Here is a 17,650-nt window from a genome sequence, read left to right as displayed (position 1 = left end):
GATGACTCAGGGGACTCGCGCGGCACCGGGCATATCGCGCGCACCGGGCGGCAGGCGCCCGCGCGCCGTCCGCATGTCCGTGGAGCTGCCGCTGTGGCGCGCGCTGACCGGCTACCGGATCATCACCCTCGGCTACGCCCTCGCGCTCTTCTTCCTCAACTACCGGGAGTACGCGCACCCGCTCGGCGCCGCCCTCTACATGGGCGCGCTCACCGTATGGATGCTGCTGACCTGGAACCGGGTCACGGCACCCGAGCGGTGCACCAAGCGGTTCCTGGCCGCCGATCTCACCATCGCGCTGGCCGGAATCCTGCTCACCTCCGTCATCGACTCCCCCGAGCGCATCGCGAGCGGCGCGGCCACCCTGCCGTCCATCTGGGCGGGCGGCGCCGTGCTGGGCTGCGCCATCAAGGGCGGCTGGCGCTGGGCGGCCGTCGGCTCGACCCTCGTGGCCGTCGCTAACCTCGTCGAGCGCGGCGGCGCCGCCCGCGACACGGTCCACAACGTGCTGCTGGTGTGGGTCTCCAGCATCGCCATCGGCTACATCGTCGAGGTGGCCCGGGCCAGTGAGCGCACGCTCGCCCGTGCCCTCCAGATCGAGGCGGCGACCCGCGAGCGCGAGCGGCTGGCCCGCGACATCCACGACGGCGTCCTCCAGGTGCTGGCCATGGTGCAGCGCCGGGGCGCCGCGATCGGCGGCGAGGCCGCCGAGCTGGGCCGGATGGCGGGTGAGCAGGAGATCGCCCTGCGCACCCTCGTCGCCGGCGGTCTGCTGCCCCCGCAGCGCTCGGCCGCCCAGCTCGCCGAGGACGCCGAGCTGGTACGCACGGTCACCCCCGCCCCGGCCGCCGCGCCGTCGGGCCCCTGCGACCTCGCGGCGCTCCTCGCCCCGTACGCCGGGGCCACCGTCTCCTTCGCCGGACCCGGTACGCCCGTCCTGCTGGAGGCGGCCGCCGCGGCGGAACTGGCGGCGGCGGTCGGCGCCGCGCTGGACAATGTGGCCAAGCACGCCGGCGACGGCGCGCGGGCCTGGATCCTGCTGGAGGACGAGCCCGGCGAGGTGATCGTCACCGTGCGGGACGACGGCCCGGGCATCGCCGAGGGCCGGCTGGCGGACGCCGAACGGGAGGGGCGGATGGGGGTCGCGCTGTCGATCCGCGGCCGGCTGCGGGACCTGGGCGGCAGCGCGGAGCTGGTGTCGGTGCCGGGGCAGGGCACCGAAGTCGAACTGAGAGTTCCGCGCGCGGGCGCGTGAGCGGAAACCGCAAGGGAAGGCACCGGGGGAAACGAGCCCGGTGCGGGTGACGAGCGATGAGTGAAGTCCGATGAGTGAAGAGCAGGCCGTACGGGTCATGGTGGTCGACGACCACCCCATGTGGCGGGACGCGGTCGCCCGCGATCTGGCCGCCGCCGGGTTCGATGTCGTGGCCACCGCCGGCGACGGCCCGCAGGCGGTCCGGCGCGCCCAGGCCGTGGCCCCCGACGTCCTCGTCCTGGACCTCAATCTGCCCGGTCTGCCCGGCGTGGCCGTCTGCAAGGAACTGGTCGGGGAGAACCCCGCGCTGCGCGTCCTGGTGCTCTCCGCCAGCGGCGAGCACGCGGACGTCCTGGAGGCGGTGAAGTCCGGGGCGACCGGCTATCTGCTGAAGTCGGCCAGCACGGACGAGCTGGTGGACGCCGTGCGCCGGACCGCCGTCGGCGACCCCGTCTTCACCCCGGGGCTGGCCGGACTGGTGCTCGGCGAGTACCGCCGGCTCGCCTCCGACCCGGCCCCCGCCGCCCCCGACGAGCCGAAGGCTCCCCGGCTCACCGACCGGGAGACCGAGGTGCTGCGCCTGGTCGCCAAGGGCCTCTCCTACAAACAGATCGCCGAGCGGCTGGTTATTTCCCACCGCACGGTGCAGAACCATGTTCAGAACACCTTGGGCAAGCTCCAGTTGCACAACCGCGTGGAGCTGGTGCGCTACGCGATAGAGCGAGGTCTCGACGACGCCTGACCCTTCGCGGCCGGGCGTACCCGGCTGAAGGGAAGGTGTCATGCGGGTCGGAGTACTGACCGGTGGCGGTGACTGCCCCGGGCTCAACGCGGTCATCCGCGCCGTCGTCCGCAAGGGCGTCCAGCGGTACGACTACGAATTCCTCGGCTACAAGGACGGTTGGCGCGGGCCGCTCCAGGGCGCGACGACGCGTCTCGACATCCCCGCCGTGCGCGGCATCCTGCCGCGCGGTGGCACCGTGCTCGGATCGTCGCGGACCAACCCCTTCAACGAAGCGGACGGCGTCCGCCGGATCAAGGACAACCTCGCCAAGGACCGGGTGGACGCCCTGATCGCCATCGGCGGCGAGGACACCCTCGGTGTCGCCGCCCGGCTCTGCGCCGAGTACGGCATCCGGTGCGTCGGCGTCCCCAAGACCATCGACAACGACCTCTCCGCCACGGACTACACCTTCGGCTTCGACACCGCGGTCAACATCGCCACGGAGGCCATCGACCGGCTGCACACCACCGCCGAATCGCACATGCGCGTCCTCGTCGTGGAGGTCATGGGCCGGCACGCGGGCTGGATCGCCCTGCACTCCGGCATGGCCGGCGGCGCCAACGTCATCCTCGTCCCCGAGTACCGCTTCGACCTCGACGAGGTGTGCGGCTGGGTCACCTCCCGCTTCCGCGCCAGCTACGCGCCGATCGTCGTCGTCGCGGAGGGCGCCATGCCGAAGGACGGCGACCTCGTCCTCAAGGACGCCGCCGCGCAGGACGCCTTCGGCCACGTCCGCCTCTCCGGGGTGGGGGAGTGGCTGGCGGGGCAGATCGAGAGCCGCACCGGCAAGGAGGCGCGCACGATAGTGCTGGGCCACGTCCAGCGCGGTGGCACCCCGAGCGCGTTCGACCGGTGGCTGGCGACCCGGTTCGGGCTGCACGCGATCTCCGCGGTGCGGGACGGCGACTTCGGGACGATGGTGGCGCTGCGCGGCACCGACATCGTGCGGGTGCCTCTCGGCGAGGCGACGGCCCGGTTGAAGACGGTGCCGGCTGATCGGTACGAGGAAGCGAAGCTTCTGTTCGGCTGAGACCCCGGCTACCGCCGGGAGCCGAAGGACTGTCCTCAATCGCCGGACGGGCTCCACGGAGCCTGCCCGGCGATTGAGGACAAAGACGTTCTCAGACCAGCACCGACGCCAGCAGGTCCGCCACGATCGTCGCGCCGTTCAGGGTCAGCACCGACTCCGGGTGGAACTGCACCCCCGCGAAGCCGGGGCCGCGCACCGCGTGCACCTCGCCGGAGGAGTCCCGGCTGACCTCCACCCGGTGCATCGCCAGCTCTTCCTGGGCCGTGTCCGTGCAGCGTGCCGTGAACGTGTTGTAGAAGCCGACCGTCTCCGGGCGCCCGAAGAAGTCGATCCGCTGCTGCGCCCCCTGGGCCGGGTCCGTCTTGCGGACGATGTCCAGGCCCAGCTCCGCCGCGATCAGCTCATGGCCCAGGCACACCCCCAGCACCCCGTGCCGGTGCTCGCGCAGCAGCTCCGCCGCCAGCCCGCGCAGCAGCCGCATCCTGGGGTCGGCCGCGTCCGACGGATTCCCGGGGCCCGGCCCCAGCACCACGGGCCCCTCGTGGCGCAGCGCCGCGTCCCGCAGGCCCGGCTCGTCGTAGCGGCGCACGGTGACGGTCAGCCCCGAGGTGCGCAGCAGATGCGCCAGCATCGCCGTGAAGGTGTCCTCGCCGTCGACGACGAGCGCGTGCCCCGACAGCTTCGCCGTCGACGACGTGGTCTGCATGCGCAGCCAGAACGGCGCCAGGTCCGCGCGCCGGGCGTCGAGCGCGGCCCTTACGCGGGGGTCGTCACCGAGCCGGGCACAGGGCCCCGCCGGCGCGGACCCCCGTGCGGCGCGGACGCCGAGCGCCGCGAGCACGCCGGCGGCCTTGGCGTGTGTCTCGGCGACCTCGCCGGCCGGGTCGGAGTGGCGTACGAGCGTGGCGCCGACGGCCACCCGCAGCCGGCCGCGCCGGTCGATGTCGGCGGTCCGGATGAGGATCGGCGAGTCGAGGGTCTGCGTGCCCGCCGCGTCCCGGCCGATGAGGGCGAGCGCCCCCGCGTAGTAGCCGCGCCCCTGCGGCTCGTAGCGCCCGATGACCCGGCAGGCGTTCTGCACCGGCGAGCCGGTCACGGTCGCCGCGAACATCGTCTCCCGCAGCACGTCCCGTACGTCCAGCGAGGAGCGCCCGCGCAGCTCGTACTCGGTGTGCGCGAGGTGGGCCATCTCCTTGAGCCGGGGGCCGACCACCACGCCGCCCATGTCGCCGACCGTGCACATCATCTTCAGCTCCTCGTCCACCACCATGGACAGCTCCTCCACTTCCTTGCGGTCGTGCAGGAAGGCCAGCAGCCCCTCGGGTGTGGGGCCCCCGGCGGGGTAGCGGTACGTGCCGCTGATCGGGTTCATCACGACCGTCCCGCCCGACATCCGCACGTGCACCTCGGGGCTCGCCCCCACCAGCGTCCGGTCGCCCGTGTGCACGACGTACGTCCAGTACGCGCCGCGCTCGCCGGCCAGCAGCCGCCGGAAGAGGGCCAGTGCGTCGGCTGCCCCGAAGCCGTGGATCTCGCCCTCGAAGGTCCGCCGGATGACGAAATTGGCCCCTTCGCCCGTCCCGATCTCGTCCTCGATCACCCGCTCGACGATCCCCGCGTACTCCTCGTCGCTCACGTCGAAGGCCCCGCCGTCGACCCGCACCTCGTGCGCGGGCAGCGCGGCGAGGACCTCGGCGAGCGGCAGCTCGTAGGACTCCTCGGGCCGCAGCACCAGCAGCGGCGTCCCGTCGTCGCGGACCTCGAAGCCGCGCTCGCGGATCTGCCGGAACGGCACGAGCGCGAGCGCGTCGTGCGCGGGGCCGCCCCCGGCGGGGGCACCGGACGGCAAGGGGATGTCGGCGAGGCGACCGGTCTCGCCCACCGGACCGAGCAGCAGCTCGACGCCGTCCTCCCCGGTGCCGGCCGGGTGGCCGGGGGTGCGGCGGCGCAGCAGGGCGAAGGGCGGGCAGGCGGGGTCGGTCAGCCGTGCGAGGAGAGCGGAGGTGTCGGGCATCTGAGGGGTTCCTTCCGGTGAGAGGAGGGAACGGCCCGTGAAACACGGAAGGCCGCCCCTCGGGGCGGCCTTCGCGGTGAGTGTGCTGCTACGCGCGATCAGTGGGCCGCCTGAGAGCGGTCCACCACCAGTTCTGGGTCATCGGCGCGAACATGCTGCGCACCCTACCGGAACCCCGACATCCGAGTGTGGACCGTCTCAGATGTCGGTCCCGGCGGATGGACAGATGCATCGACCCCGTAATGTTGGAGTGTGACCGTGAACGCTGAACTCCACGCCGGTGGCAACACCTGGCGCTCCCTGCCCGCGGCGCAGCAGCCTGACTGGCCGGATCAAGAGGCTCTGCGCGATGTGATCGCCGAGCTCGAGTCCTATCCGCCGCTCGTCTTCGCGGGCGAGTGCGACCAGCTGCGTCAGCGCCTGGGAGCCGTCGCCCGTGGTGAGGCGTTCCTGCTCCAGGGCGGCGACTGCGCCGAGGCCTTCGATGCCGTCGGCGCCGACCAGATCCGCAACAAGCTGAAGACGCTCCTGCAGATGGGCGCGGTGCTGACCTACGCCGGGTCGGTGCCCGTCGTGAAGGTCGGCCGCATCGCCGGCCAGTACAGCAAGCCCCGCTCGAAGCCGACCGAGACCCGCGACGGCGTGACCCTGCCGACCTACCGCGGCGACTCCGTCAACGGCTTCGCCTTCACCCCGGAAGCCCGTACGCCGGACCCGCAGCGGCTGAAGCGGATGTACAACGCCTCCGCCTCCACCCTGAACCTGGTCCGCGCCTTCACCACCGGTGGCTACGCCGACCTGCGCCAGGTGCACGCCTGGAACCAGGACTTCGTGAAGTCGTCCCCCTCCGGCCAGCGCTACGAGGCGCTCGCCCGTGAGATCGACCGCGCGATGAACTTCATGAACGCCTGCGGGGTGGACCCGGAGGAGTTCAAGACGGTCGAGTTCTTCTCGTCGCACGAGGCGCTCGTCCTCGACTACGAGTCGGCGCTGACCCGTGTCGACTCGCGCACCGGCGATCTGTACGACGTCTCGGGCCACATGGTGTGGATCGGTGAGCGCACCCGGCAGCTCGACGGCGCGCACATCGAGTTCGCGTCGAAGATCCGTAACCCGATCGGGGTGAAGCTCGGTCCGACGACGACGCCCGAGGACGCGCTGACCCTCATCGAGCGGCTCGACCCCGAGCGCGAGCCGGGCCGGCTCACCTTCATCACCCGTATGGGTGCCGACAAGATCCGGGACAAGCTCCCGACCCTGGTCGAGAAGGTCACGGCGTCCGGTGCGCAGGTCGTCTGGATCAGCGACCCGATGCACGGCAACACCTTCGAGGCGGCCTCGGGCCACAAGACCCGCCGCTTCGACGACGTGCTCGACGAGGTCAAGGGCTTCTTCGAGGTCCACAAGAGCCTCGGCACCCACCCGGGCGGCATCCACGTGGAGCTGACCGGCGACGACGTCACGGAGTGCGTGGGCGGCGGCGACGAGATCTTCGTCGACGATCTGCACCAGCGCTACGAGACGGCGTGCGACCCGCGCCTCAACCGCAGCCAGTCCCTGGACCTGGCGTTCCTGGTCGCGGAAATGTACCGGGACCAGTAAGAACCCGGCAGAACGAACAGTGGGGCGCGGATCGAAGTGATCCGCGCCCCACTGCGTTGTTAATCCCCGACCGGGCCGGGTAAGGTAAGGGTAACCTTATTGATCAACCCGGTGAGGCGGTGAACCGCGTGTACGTCTGCTCATGTTTCGGGATCACCGAGCAGCAGGTGCGCGAGCACGCGGACCGGGGGGCGTGCACCCCCCGCCAGATAGCCTCCGTGAGCAAGGCCGGCACCGACTGCGGCAGCTGTGTCCGCCGTATCCAGGGCATCCTCGGGCGTGGCGCGTGCCCCCGCCGGGAGCTCGCCGACCAGGGCGACCCGGAGGTGCTCAGCGCCGGGCTGACCCCGATACCCGAGGCGCAGGCGGCCTGACTCAGCTGTCCGGCTGCTCGATCAGCTGGGCGAGGTAGAGCGGCTCGCCGAGCTTCTCGACCAGATCCAGCTGGGTGTCGAGATAGTCGATGTGGCTCTCCTCGTCCTCGAGGATCGACTCGAAGATGTTCGCCGAGGTGATGTCGCCCTTGGCCCGCATGACCTCCACGCCGCGCTTGAGGCGGTCGATGGCCTCGACCTCCACCTGCCGGTCGGCCTGGAACATCTCGGTCACCGTCTGCCCGATCCGGACGTGGAAGAGCCGCTGGTAGTTCGGCAGCCCGTCCAGGAACAGGATCCGGTCGGTCAGGATCTCCGCGTGCTTCATCTCGTCGAACGACTCGGCCCGGGTGTGCTTGGCGAGCTTGGGCCAGCCGAAGTTCTCCTGCATCTTCGCGTGCAGGAAGTACTGGTTGATGGCCGTCAGCTCGGCAGTCAGCTGCTCATTGAGAAATTCGATGACCTCGGGGTCGCCCTGCATTGCAGAGGCTCCTTCCAAGAGGATGACTGGCAGGTAGGCCGCATCCTCGCACCGCCCCTCGAAAGCGTCCAGTAAGTGCACACTTAGTGGGAGTTGCCCCAATAGCGGAACCCCTGGTCATCACCACACCGGAAGGTCTGACACCATGGACCCATGGGTCAGTCGGAAAGCCGCAAAGGGGAACATCTTCAGCTGCCTCCGGGGCAGCGTCTCCAGCGCGGCTGGCCGGTGACGCACTACGGACCGGTGCCGAAGTTCAAGGCCGACCGCTGGGAGTTCCGCGTCTTCGGTTCGACCGCCGACGGTGACAAGCACTGCTGGAACCATGAGGACTTCTCCGCCCTGCCGTATTCGACGGTCGTCGCGGATCTGCATTGCGTTACGAAGTACAGCATGCTCGGCGCCGAATGGGGTGGAGTTTCGGCCCGGACGATCCTCGAACTCGCACCGCCCGCACCCGAGGTCACGCATGTGATGGTGTGGGCCGAGTACGGTTTCAGCTCAAATCTGCGGCTTGCCGATTTCACCGCCGAGCAGACCATTTTCGCCACCCACAAGGACGGCGAACCGCTCACCGCCGAGCACGGCTTCCCGGTCCGGCTCGTCGTACCGCACCTGTATGCCTGGAAGGGCCCGAAATGGGTGCGCGGCGTCGAATACATGACCGCCGACCGCCGGGGCTTCTGGGAAGAGCGCGGCTATCACAACGTCGGCGACCCCTGGCGCGAACAGCGCTACTCCTACCAGGAGGAACCCGGCGACGGCCCGGAGCTGTGACGCTTTCCAGCCCGTCCGGCGTTCGAGGACACCGCCGCGCAGCGGTGGTGCGGACGACACGGCCTGCGGACCCCGCGTGCCTGTGCCACCGGACACCGCCTAGCCGGCGCAGCCGTCCCGTAGCTCCTTCAGCCGCGCCACGTCCGCGGCGTGCCCCTCCTTGCCGCCCGGTGTCTCGATCGTCAGCGGCACCCCCTCGGTCGCCGGGTGCGTGAACAGCTCCGCGAAGGGCTCGGCGCCGATATGGCCGGAACCGATGTTCTCGTGCCGGTCCCGGTGCGCGCCGACGGCCTCCTGGGAGTCGTTCGCGTGGATCAGCCGCAGCCGGCCCTCGCCCACGACGGAGACCAGCTCGTCGAGCGTCTGCTTCATCCCGCCGGTCTCGGCGAGGTCGTGACCCGCCGCGAAGACATGGCAGGTGTCCAGGCAGACCCCGAGCTTGGGGTGGTGCTCCAGCGCCTCGAAGTACGGGCCGAGATCCGCCACCAGTGAGCAGAGGGACGCGCCCTGACCGGCCGTCGGCTCCAGCAGCAGCCACGGGTCGTCGTCGTGGGTCAGCTCGTCCAGCAGCGGCAGCAGCCGCTCGTGGACCTGCGCCAGGGCCTCGCGACGGGGCCGGCCGCCGGTCGCCGAGCCGGTGTGCACGACGACGCCGCGCGCCCCGATCGCCCGCCCCCGGCGCAGCGAGTGCCGCATCGACTCCACGGACTTCTCCGCCGTCGCCTCGGTGTGCGACCCGAAGTTGATCAGGTAGGGGGCGTGGACGAAGACGGGGAGGGACTCGGCCGCGCACGCGGCCCGGAATTCCTCGTCCTGCCGGGCGTTGCCGACCGGGGTCGCCCAGCCGCGCGGATTGGCGACGAAGACCTGCACGGCCTCGGCGCCCATCTCCCGGGCGTACGGCAGACCGACCTTGGCCAGCCCGCCGGCCACCGGGATATGGCCGCCGACGGGGTTACGGGTACGCGCGGACAGCAGTTCGTCCACAGCCTCGTTCATGGCGTCGTTCATGGCCTCGGTCATGGCTCAGAGACCGCCCTTGAGGCGGATGATGATGGTGTCGCCCTTGGGGGCCTTGTCGCCGCCCTTGACCGACTGGCCCTCGACCGAGTCCCGGGGGAAGAGGAACGGCCGGTCCACCTTCACCGCGAAGCCCGCGGCGGTCAGCGCCCGCTTGGCGTCGGCCTCGCTGCGGCCGGTGACGTCGGGGACCTCGACCATCTCCTTGCCCTTGGAGACCGTGATGGTGACGGTGTCGCCCTTGGCCGCCCGCTCGCCCCTGGCGGGGGACTGGCCGGCCACCGCGCCCTTCTCCTTGTCGGAGAAGACGGGGTCGTCCGCGACCTTGACCTTGAAGCCACGGCCCTCCAGCGCGGACGTGGCGTCGCCGATGGACAGCCCGCTCACGTCCGGCACGTCCAGTGCCTCGCCCTTGCTGACGGTCAGGGCGACGGCCGTGCCCGGCCGGCGCTCCACGCCCGGCTTCGGGTCGGTCGCGAGCACCGCGTCCTGCGGGGTCTCACCGCTGAACTGCCGGCCGACCTCGCCGACCGCCAGCCCCGCGGCCTCGATCTTCCGCTTCGCGGCGCCGAAGGGCATGCCCACGACATTGGGCACCTCGGCCCTGGCGGGGCCCTTGGACAGGACGATCGTCACCTTGCCGGTGTTGCGGATGCGCCCGCCCGGCCCGGGGTCGGTGGAGATGACATGACCGCGCTCGATCGTGTCGCTGACCTCCTCCTTGACCTTCACCCCGAGACCGGCCGCGCGCAGCTCCTGCTCGGCTTTCTCCCGCGTCATGTCCAGGACGGCCGGGACCTTCGTGAACTGGCCGGAGTTGATGTACCAGACGCCCGAGCCCGCCAGCACCAGCAGCACGGCGGCGAGCGCGGCGATCAGCCCCCACCGGGGCCGCGGCCGGCCCGGGCGCGGCACGTCGCCCGGGGGCACCGGCGGGGGCGGCGGCGCGGGCACGTGCTCCAGCCGCGTGGTGTGGTTGAGCTGATCGTCCGGGGCGGGCGCGGGCGGCGCCGCGGCGGTCCGCGGGATCACGCTCGTACGGTCCTCGGAACCGACGTGGTCCGGGCCCGGCTCCGCGGCGCGGCCCCCGTCCGCGGCCTGCGGCGGCACCACGTCCAGCTGCTCGTCGGTCAGGCTCTCGCGCACCCCGCGGACCAGCCCCAGCAGCGCGATCGCGTCGGCCGGCCGCAGCCCCGGGTCGCGCGCGGTCGCGGCGGCCACGAGGGCGTCCAGCTCGGCCGCCAGCCCCGGGACGGCCGCCGACGGCGGCGGCACGTCCTCGTGGAGGTGCCGGTAGAGGACCTGCGCGGGGGTGCTGCCGGTGTGCGGCTTGGCACCGGTGAGCATCTCGTAGAGGACGACGCCACAGGCGTAGACGTCCGCGCGGGTGTCCGCGGTGCCGTGCTCCAGCTGCTCGGGCGCGAGATACGACACGGTGCCCAGCACGGAGCCGCTGTCGGTCGTGGTGTTGGTGTCGACGGCCCGCACGAGCCCGAAGTCGGCGACCTTGACCCGGCCGTCGTCGCCGATCAGCACGTTCTCCGGCTTCATGTCCCGGTGCACCAGCCCGGCCAGATGCGCGGCGCCGAGCGCGGCCAGCACGGGCTCCGCGATGTCGAGCGCGGCACGCGGCTGGAGCGCCTTGCGCTCGCGCAGCACGTCGCGCAGTGTGCAGCCGGCCACGTACTCCATCGCCAGATAGACATAGGCGCCGTCGGTGCCCTGGTCGAAGACGCCCACCACATTGGGGTGGTCGAGCCGTGCCACGGACTTGGCCTCACGGATGAAGCGCTCCACGAACGCCTCGTCGGCGGCGAGGCCGGGATGCATCACCTTCAGCGCGAGCACACGGTCGAGCCGGGTGTCGACGGCCCGGTAGACCGTGGCCATGCCACCGACGGCGATCCGCGCCTCGACGCGGTAGCGGCTGTCGAGCACGTGCCCGACGAGCGGGTCCCCCAGGGTCGTATCCACGGCACACGAGTCTACGAGCCACGACGAGCAGGTCGAACGCGGTGCGCCTGCGGCGGGCATCCGCAGCCGAACAGTGACATTGGGCAGGCTGCTGCCCCTGCGAAATCGGGTTGCTGCCCGATTCCGGGCTGCTCCCGGGGGCGGGGGTGCTCCGGCGCGGCACACCGGCCGCTACCGGGTTGCGGGGCTGCCTCGCTTTACGCCCCGCCAACCCCCCTGCGCGTCCCGGCGCCTCCCGCCGTCGGTGGCCGGGGGGCGGAGCCCCGTCAGAACGCCGGCCGCTCCGGGTCGAAATCCGCCAAGCCCTCCGCAGGAGAAGACGCCTCGGCGAAGTGGCGGCGGGGGATGCGGCCCGCCCGGTGGGCCAGGCGGCCCGCGTGCACTGCGTGGCGCATGGCCTCCGCCATCAGGACCGGCTCCTGGGCGCGGGTCACGGCCGAGGCGAGCATCACCGCCGCGCACCCCAGCTCCATCGCGAGCGCCGCGTCGGACGCTGTGCCCGCGCCCGCGTCGAGGATCACCGGGACCTTGGCGCGCTCGGTGATCAGCTGGAAGTTGTGCGGGTTGCGGATGCCGAGGCCGGAACCGATGGGCGAGCCCAGGGGCATGATCGCGGCGCAGCCGACGTCCTCCAGCTTGCGGGCGAGGACCGGGTCGTCGTTGGTGTACGGCAGGACGGTGAAGCCCTCGTCCACCAGGATCTCGGCGGCGTCCAGCAGCTCGATCGGGTCGGGCAGCAGGGTGCGCTCGTCGGCGATCACTTCGAGCTTGACCCAGTCCGTGCCGAGCGCCTCACGGGCCAGCCGGGCGGTGAGGACCGCCTCGCCGGCGGTGAAGCAGCCCGCCGTGTTCGGCAGCACACGGATGCCGTGCTTCTCCAGGACGGAGAGCACCGAGCCCCGCACACCGGCGTCCAGCCGGCGCATGGCGACCGTGGTCAGCTCGGTGCCGGAGGCGAGCAGCGCGCGTTCGAGGACGTCGAGGCTGGGCGCCCCGCCCGTTCCCATGATCAGCCGGGAGGAGAACGCGGTGCCCGCGATGGTGAGCAGATCGTCTGCCATGGGGGGATCAGCCCCCCTGCACGGCGGTGAGGACCTCGACGCGGTCGCCGTCGCCGAGCGTCGTGGCGGGCCACTGGCCGCGGGGGACGACGGTCTCGTTGACGGCGGCGGCCACGCCCGCGTGCGCGGTGGTCAGGGCGGCCACGAGGCCGTCGAGGGTCAGCCCCCGGGGGACCTCGCGGCGCTCGCCGTTGACGTGGATGCCGACGTTGGCCGCGGGGCTGTCGGTGGGGTCGGTGGGGTTCATGCGGGCAGCTCCTGGAGCGCGTTCGAGAAGCGTCGGGGGGAGAAGGGAAGGGCCGTCTCGGGCAGCCGGCCGGTGGTCAGCACCTCGGCCATCACCTCGCCGGTGAGCGGGGTGAGCAGGATGCCGTTGCGGTGGTGGCCGGTGGCCGTGAGGAGGCCGGGCAGCTCGGTCGGGCCGAGCAGGGGCGCGTTGTCGGGGGAGCCGGGGCGCAGCCCGGCGCGGGTCTCGACCAGGGGCAGCTCGGTGATGCCGGGCACCAGCTCGTGGGCGTCGCGCAGCAGCTCGTACACCCCGCCGGCGGTCACGGTGGTGTCCCAGCCGAGCTCTTCCGTCGTGGCGCCGACGACCAGCTCGCCGTTCTCGCGCGGCACCAGATAGACGGGGCAGCCGCGGACGACCGCCCGGACGGTCCGGGAGAGGAAGGGCGCGTACGGGCCGGGCACCCGCAGCCGCAGGATCTGGCCCTTGACCGGGCGGACCGGGGGCAGGACGTGCTCGGGGATCCCCGCGAGACGGCCGCTGTGGCTCCCCGCGGCGAGCACCGTCGCCCCGGCGGCGACCCGGGTGCCGTCGGCCAGATGAGCCCCGGTGGCGCGCTCCGCCGTGACGTCGAGGCGGACCGCTTCCGCGCGGTGGAAGCGCACCCCCGCCCGCTCACAGGCGGTGAGCAGGGCCTTCGCGAGCCGCCGGGGATCGGTCTGGTGGTCGCCGTCCACCCGCAGACCACCGCTCACGCCCGGCGCGAGCATCGGCTCCAGCCGACGGCACTCGCGCCCCGTCAGCCACTGCGAGTCCAGGCCGGACCGCTGCTGGAGGGCGTGCAGCTCACGCAGATGGGCACGGTCGTCGGCGTCGAGGGCGACGGCGAGCGTGCCACAGGCGCGGTAGCCGGTGTCCTGGCCGCTCGCTTCCTCCAGCTCGGCCGTGAACGCCGGATAGCGCCGCGCGGAGGCCAGATTCAGGGCGAGCAGCCGCTGCTCGCCGTGGTGCAGCTCCGTCACGGCGGCGAGCATGCCCGCCGCGACCAGGGCCGCGCCGCCGCCGGGCGCGGGGTCCGCGACGACCGTGCGCAGACCGCGCTGCGCCGCGCGCCACGCCGTGACGAGACCGATGACACCGCCGCCGACGACGAGCACGTCGCAGACGGTGTCCGACGGCGTGCCCCGACTCAAAGGCATGGTGGAAGACGCGTGCATGGGCGTCCAGCTCCTCCCTTCGCCGGCATGACCCGGATCAGGTTCGTACGGTCGGAGGCCGTCCAGCCTCCCTCTCAGCCCGGTCGTCCGGGCTCCCGCGAGTGCTTTGCACGGCCACCCTAGTACGCGCCGCGAAAGGACCGGAAGGGCGGCCGGACGGGGGAGCGTCGTACCGTTCCGCGGCCCCCGACGGCCAAACCCGGTGACGCTGTGTCAGAGGTCTCCGTACCCGGTGCTCCGGTACGGCCCGGCCGCAGCCCTACAGTGATCGGGTGAGCGAGCACGGGAAAGCAGCGAAGACCTCCACCGAGCAGCGGGTCGTCATCGTCGGCGCCGGGATGGCCGGGGTACAGACCGCCGTCGCCCTGCGCGAGCAGGGCTGGCGCGGCGCGATCTCCGTCCTGGGCGCCGAGCCCCACCAGCCCTACGACCGGCCGCCGCTCTCCAAGGCCGTCCTGCTCGGCAAGGCGGAGGGGTCGGCCTTCGAGGTGGACTTCGAGTCGCTCGGCATAGAGCTGGAACTCGGCCGGGAGGTCACCGGCCTGCGCGCCGACGAGCACCTGCTGGAGACCGGGGCCGGGACCGTGCCGTACGACGTGCTGGTCATCGCGACCGGCGCCGAGCCGCTCGCCCTGCCCGGCAGCGAGGACATGCCCGGCGTGCATCTGCTGCGCACCCTCGACGACGCCGAGCGGCTGCGCCCGGTGCTGGCCCGGCAGCACGACGTGGTGGCCGTCGGCGCGGGCTGGATCGGCGCGGAGTTCGCGACCGCCGCGCGCGAGGCGGGCTGCCGGGTGACGGTCGTGGAGGCCGCCGAGCTGCCGCTGGCGGGCGCCATGCCGCCCGAGGTCGCCGTCCACATGTCCCGCTGGTACGCCGACAGCGGAGCCCGGCTGCTGACCGGCGCGCGCGTGGCCGCCGTGGAACCGGGCGCGGTGCTGCTGGCCGACGGCACCCGGCTCGCGGCGGACGCGGTGGTCGTCGGCATCGGCGCGCGGCCCGCGACCGGCTGGCTGGCCGGTTCCGGCATCGCACTCGCGGCGGACCACTCCGTCGTCACCGACGACCGGCTGCGCACGTCCCTGCCCGACGTCTACGCCGTAGGCGACTGCGCGTCCTTCCCCTCCGCGCGCTACGGCGAGCGGCTGCTCGTGCACCACTGGGACAACGCCCTCCAGGGCCCCCGGACCGTCGCCGCGAACATCGTCCACGGCCCGGCCGAGAGCCCGGTCTACGACCCGGTGCCCTACTTCTGGTCCGAGCAGTTCGGCCGCTTCGTGCAGTACGCGGGCCACCACGCGGCCGCCGACGAGCTCCTGTGGCGCGGTGACCCCACCGGCGCCGCCTGGACGGTGTGCTGGCTGCGCGCGGGCGTCCTGGTGGCCCTGCTGGCCGTGGGCCGGCCCCGCGACCTGGCCCAGGGGCGCAAGCTCATCGAGCGCGGCGCGGCCATCGACCGGGCGAAGGCCGCGGACGCGTCCGTGCCGCTGAAGTCCGCCGCTCTGTGACATGCCGTTCGCCTGTCCGGCGAATCGCCGGACAGGCTTGTCCGGGCCCGGCTCGGGTCAACCCGGCTACCGACTGTCAGTCCTAGATGGCAGGCTTGTCCCGTGACCGAGATTGACGCAAAGATCGATGCTCTCGTCCCCGCCTGGCTCAACCTCCCCGACATCGCCGAAATTCTCGATGTCGAGGTGACGCGCGTCCGGCAGCTGGTCAAGGAAGGCCAGCTGATCGCCGTGCGCCGTGGCGAGAACCGAGTGCTCCAGGTGCCCGCCGACTTCGTCGGCGAGGGCAAGGTCGTCAAGGGCCTGGCCGGGACCCTGACGCTGCTGCGGGACGACGGCTTCAGCGACGAGGAAATGCTGGAGTGGCTGTTCACCCCGGACCCGACCCTGCCCGGGACCCCCGCGCAGGCGCTGCGCGAGAATCGTGGCACGGAGGTGAAGCGCCGCGCCCAGGCGCTCGCCGTCTGACACGCCACGAGGCGCCGTAGACGCGAAGTGAAAACCGTCCGGCGTACGGGCACGGGAGCCTCCCGTGCCCGTACGCCGCCGACCCGGGGGGACCCACCGAATGTCCGTCACCGCACGCGAGCGGCTCGCCGACGCCCGGCTGTATCTGTGCACCGACGCCCGTAAGCGCCAGGGCGACCTGCCGGAGTTCCTGGACGCCGTGCTCGGTGACGGAGGCGTCGACATCATCCAGCTGCGCGACAAGGGCATGGAGGCGGGGGAGGAGCTGGAGCACCTCGCCGTCTTCGCCGAGGCGGCCCGCCGCCACGGCAGGCTCCTCGCGGTGAACGACCGCGCCGATGTCGCGCACGCCATCCGCTCCGACGTCCTCCACCTCGGCCAGGGCGATCTGCCGGTACCGGCCGCGCGGGCCGTCCTCGGCGACGACGTACTGATCGGCCGCTCCACCCACGCCGAGGCGGAGGTGGCCGCCGCGGCCGCCGAGCCCGGCGTCGACTACTTCTGCACCGGCCCCTGCTGGCCGACCCCGACCAAGCCCGGCAGGCACGCCCCGGGCCTCGCCCTGGTGCGCTACGCCGCGTCCCTGGAGACCGAGGGGCCCGGGCGGCCCTGGTTCGCCATCGGCGGCATCGACGCCGGCAATCTGGACGAGGTGCTCGAAGCCGGCGCGCGCCGGGTCGTCGTGGTGCGCGCCATCACCGAGGCGGACGACCCGGGCGAGGCTGCGGCCCGGCTCGCGCGGCGCGTGCGCGATTACGCGGGGTAACCCCACCCGGGGTGACCAGCGGCGCGAGGGGCGGACGGTCATGGAGCGCCCACGATATTTCCACGGAATGTCCAAGGTGTGGACAGTGGTCGGGCGAAAAGGGCATATCGAAAACGTTGGTTGGGGCGTCCGCCGCACCGCTGGTTAACTTGCCGGTATGGCCCTTGGCACTGCTTCCACCAGGACAGACCATGCGCACACCGTGCGTGAGCTACTCGCCCGCGGCGAGCGGTCGTATTCGTTCGAGTTCGCGGCCCCGAAGACCGAGAAGGGCGAGCGGACGCTGTGGAACGCCATTCGCCGCATCGAGGCCGTCGCGCCCACATTCGTCTCCGTGACCTATGGTGCGGGCGGCTCCTCCCGTGAGGGCACCGTGCGGGCGACCGAGCGCATCGCGACCGACACCACCCTCACCCCCGTCGCGCATCTGACGGCGGTCAACCACTCCACGGCCGAACTCCGCAACGTCATCGGCCAGTACGCCGACGTCGGCATCCGCAACATGCTCGCCCTGCGCGGTGACCCGCCCGGCGACCCCATGGGCGAGTGGGTGCGCCACCCGAAGGGCATCGACCACGCCGCCGACCTGGTGCGGCTCATCAAGGAGTCCGGCGACTTCTGCGTCGGCGTCGCGGCATTTCCCGAGATGCACCCGCGCTCCACCGACTGGGAAACCGATATCGGGCACTTCGTGGACAAGTGCCGCGCGGGCGCGGATTTCGCCATCACCCAGATGTTCTTCTACCCCGAGGACTATCTGCGGCTGCGTGACCGTGTCGCGGCGGCGGGATGCGACACCCCGATCATCCCCGAGATCATGCCCGTCACGAATGTGCGCCAGATCGAACGATTCGCACAGCTCAGCAACGCGGCGTTCCCACCGGATCTGGCGGAACGGATCCTCGCGGTCAAGGACGACCCGGCGGCTGTACGCTCGATCGGGATCGAGTACGCCACGCAGCTGTGCACTCGATTGATGGCCGAGGAGATTCCCGGGCTGCATTTCATTACCCTGAACCACTCCACGGCGACTCTGGAAATCTACGAGAATCTGGGACTGCACCAGCGGTCCTGACGGCCGGCCCGCGAACGG

Annotated in this window: 17 protein-coding genes and 1 riboswitch; of the genes, 10 read left to right on the top strand and 7 right to left on the bottom strand. The window is 72.1% G+C overall.

Annotated elements, in window-relative coordinates; genetic code table 11:
- The first annotated feature begins 1 nt into the window (after position 1).
- From macS to AB8O64_RS10010, 3 genes are all read left to right on the top strand, one after another.
- On the top strand, positions 2-1,255 hold the full coding sequence (macS, locus tag AB8O64_RS10020; RefSeq protein ID WP_370418823.1) for a MacS family sensor histidine kinase: 1,254 nt from the start codon (positions 2-4) through the stop codon (positions 1,253-1,255).
- A gap of 70 nt (positions 1,256-1,325) precedes the next feature.
- Positions 1,326-1,997, top strand: a complete 672-nt coding sequence (locus tag AB8O64_RS10015) for a response regulator transcription factor (protein WP_356457224.1) — start codon at positions 1,326-1,328, stop codon at positions 1,995-1,997.
- Between the two features lie 40 nt (positions 1,998-2,037).
- Positions 2,038-3,069: a 6-phosphofructokinase gene (locus tag AB8O64_RS10010; RefSeq protein WP_370418822.1), complete on the top strand. Its 1,032-nt coding sequence runs from the start codon at positions 2,038-2,040 to the stop codon at positions 3,067-3,069.
- Positions 3,070-3,160: 91 nt separating this feature from the next.
- On the opposite strand, the gene AB8O64_RS10005 is transcribed toward AB8O64_RS10010, so the two are convergent.
- The gene (locus AB8O64_RS10005; RefSeq protein ID WP_370418821.1) at positions 3,161-5,083 is read right to left on the bottom strand and encodes an anthranilate synthase family protein; all 1,923 of its coding nucleotides are present in this window, start codon (positions 5,081-5,083) and stop codon (positions 3,161-3,163) included.
- Positions 5,084-5,335: 252 nt separating this feature from the next.
- Here AB8O64_RS10005 and AB8O64_RS10000 point away from each other — a divergent pair, with 252 nt between their 5' ends.
- Positions 5,336-6,685, top strand: a complete 1,350-nt coding sequence (locus AB8O64_RS10000; RefSeq protein WP_356450988.1) for a class II 3-deoxy-7-phosphoheptulonate synthase — start codon at positions 5,336-5,338, stop codon at positions 6,683-6,685.
- A 119-nt stretch (positions 6,686-6,804) separates the two neighbouring features.
- Entirely contained in the window at positions 6,805-7,059 is a 255-nt protein-coding gene (locus AB8O64_RS09995; protein WP_370418820.1) for a bacterioferritin-associated ferredoxin, read from the top strand.
- A 1-nt stretch (position 7,060) separates the two neighbouring features.
- Here the strand turns inward: AB8O64_RS09995 and bfr are convergent, their stop codons facing one another.
- Complete coding sequence (gene bfr / locus AB8O64_RS09990) at positions 7,061-7,540, bottom strand: bacterioferritin (protein ID WP_130877354.1); 480 nt, start codon at positions 7,538-7,540, stop codon at positions 7,061-7,063.
- 153 nt (positions 7,541-7,693) lie between these two features.
- On the opposite strand from bfr, the gene AB8O64_RS09985 reads away from it, so the two are divergent.
- The gene (locus AB8O64_RS09985) at positions 7,694-8,317 is read left to right on the top strand and encodes a sulfite oxidase-like oxidoreductase (protein WP_356450984.1); all 624 of its coding nucleotides are present in this window, start codon (positions 7,694-7,696) and stop codon (positions 8,315-8,317) included.
- Positions 8,318-8,416: 99 nt separating this feature from the next.
- On the opposite strand, the gene AB8O64_RS09980 is transcribed toward AB8O64_RS09985, so the two are convergent.
- The 5 genes from AB8O64_RS09980 to thiO form a co-directional block, all read right to left on the bottom strand.
- The gene (locus tag AB8O64_RS09980) at positions 8,417-9,316 is read right to left on the bottom strand and encodes a deoxyribonuclease IV (RefSeq protein ID WP_370423835.1); all 900 of its coding nucleotides are present in this window, start codon (positions 9,314-9,316) and stop codon (positions 8,417-8,419) included.
- 27 nt (positions 9,317-9,343) lie between these two features.
- On the bottom strand, positions 9,344-11,311 hold the full coding sequence (gene pknB / locus AB8O64_RS09975) for a Stk1 family PASTA domain-containing Ser/Thr kinase (RefSeq protein WP_370418819.1): 1,968 nt from the start codon (positions 11,309-11,311) through the stop codon (positions 9,344-9,346).
- 266 nt (positions 11,312-11,577) lie between these two features.
- Positions 11,578-12,372: a thiazole synthase gene (locus tag AB8O64_RS09970; protein WP_370418818.1), complete on the bottom strand. Its 795-nt coding sequence runs from the start codon at positions 12,370-12,372 to the stop codon at positions 11,578-11,580.
- A 7-nt stretch (positions 12,373-12,379) separates the two neighbouring features.
- Entirely contained in the window at positions 12,380-12,619 is a 240-nt protein-coding gene (gene thiS / locus AB8O64_RS09965) for a sulfur carrier protein ThiS (protein ID WP_370418817.1), read from the bottom strand.
- Entirely contained in the window at positions 12,616-13,815 is a 1,200-nt protein-coding gene (gene thiO, locus AB8O64_RS09960) for a glycine oxidase ThiO (RefSeq protein ID WP_370418816.1), read from the bottom strand. Before thiO ends, thiS begins: the two co-directional genes overlap by 4 nt.
- Positions 13,812-13,924: riboswitch (TPP riboswitch) on the bottom strand. Its footprint overlaps the gene before it by 4 nt.
- Positions 13,925-14,153: 229 nt before the next feature.
- Between thiO and AB8O64_RS09955 the strand changes: the two genes are divergently transcribed.
- The 4 genes from AB8O64_RS09955 (at position 14,154) to metF (ending at position 17,632) form a co-directional block, all read left to right on the top strand.
- The gene (locus AB8O64_RS09955; RefSeq protein ID WP_370423834.1) at positions 14,154-15,323 is read left to right on the top strand and encodes an NAD(P)/FAD-dependent oxidoreductase; all 1,170 of its coding nucleotides are present in this window, start codon (positions 14,154-14,156) and stop codon (positions 15,321-15,323) included.
- A gap of 102 nt (positions 15,324-15,425) precedes the next feature.
- Entirely contained in the window at positions 15,426-15,791 is a 366-nt protein-coding gene (locus AB8O64_RS09950; RefSeq protein ID WP_130877347.1) for an Rv2175c family DNA-binding protein, read from the top strand.
- A gap of 100 nt (positions 15,792-15,891) precedes the next feature.
- Positions 15,892-16,557: a thiamine phosphate synthase gene (gene thiE / locus AB8O64_RS09945; RefSeq protein WP_370418815.1), complete on the top strand. Its 666-nt coding sequence runs from the start codon at positions 15,892-15,894 to the stop codon at positions 16,555-16,557.
- Between the two features lie 157 nt (positions 16,558-16,714).
- On the top strand, positions 16,715-17,632 hold the full coding sequence (gene metF / locus AB8O64_RS09940) for a methylenetetrahydrofolate reductase [NAD(P)H] (protein WP_356450973.1): 918 nt from the start codon (positions 16,715-16,717) through the stop codon (positions 17,630-17,632).
- Positions 17,633-17,650 lie beyond the last annotated feature (18 nt).

The organism is Streptomyces sp. QH1-20 (assembly GCF_041283565.1).
GTDB lineage: Bacteria > Actinomycetota > Actinomycetes > Streptomycetales > Streptomycetaceae > Streptomyces > Streptomyces syringius.
This window is presented reverse-complemented; position numbering and strand designations above follow the sequence as displayed.

Coding starts and splice junctions, on each gene's coding strand:
- AB8O64_RS10015 (WP_356457224.1), top strand. CDS start 1,326: ATGAGTGAAGAGCAGGCCGTACGGGTCATGGTGGTCGACGACCACCCC.
- metF (WP_356450973.1), top strand. CDS start 16,715: ATGGCCCTTGGCACTGCTTCCACCAGGACAGACCATGCGCACACCGTG.
- thiE (WP_370418815.1), top strand. CDS start 15,892: ATGTCCGTCACCGCACGCGAGCGGCTCGCCGACGCCCGGCTGTATCTG.
- AB8O64_RS10010 (WP_370418822.1), top strand. CDS start 2,038: ATGCGGGTCGGAGTACTGACCGGTGGCGGTGACTGCCCCGGGCTCAAC.
- thiS (WP_370418817.1), bottom strand. CDS start 12,619: ATGAACCCCACCGACCCCACCGACAGCCCCGCGGCCAACGTCGGCATC.
- AB8O64_RS09955 (WP_370423834.1), top strand. CDS start 14,154: ATGGCCGGGGTACAGACCGCCGTCGCCCTGCGCGAGCAGGGCTGGCGC.
- AB8O64_RS10005 (WP_370418821.1), bottom strand. CDS start 5,083: ATGCCCGACACCTCCGCTCTCCTCGCACGGCTGACCGACCCCGCCTGC.
- thiO (WP_370418816.1), bottom strand. CDS start 13,815: ATGCACGCGTCTTCCACCATGCCTTTGAGTCGGGGCACGCCGTCGGAC.
- AB8O64_RS09970 (WP_370418818.1), bottom strand. CDS start 12,372: ATGGCAGACGATCTGCTCACCATCGCGGGCACCGCGTTCTCCTCCCGG.
- bfr (WP_130877354.1), bottom strand. CDS start 7,540: ATGCAGGGCGACCCCGAGGTCATCGAATTTCTCAATGAGCAGCTGACT.
- AB8O64_RS09980 (WP_370423835.1), bottom strand. CDS start 9,316: ATGAACGAGGCTGTGGACGAACTGCTGTCCGCGCGTACCCGTAACCCC.
- AB8O64_RS09985 (WP_356450984.1), top strand. CDS start 7,694: ATGGGTCAGTCGGAAAGCCGCAAAGGGGAACATCTTCAGCTGCCTCCG.
- macS (WP_370418823.1), top strand. CDS start 2: ATGACTCAGGGGACTCGCGCGGCACCGGGCATATCGCGCGCACCGGGC.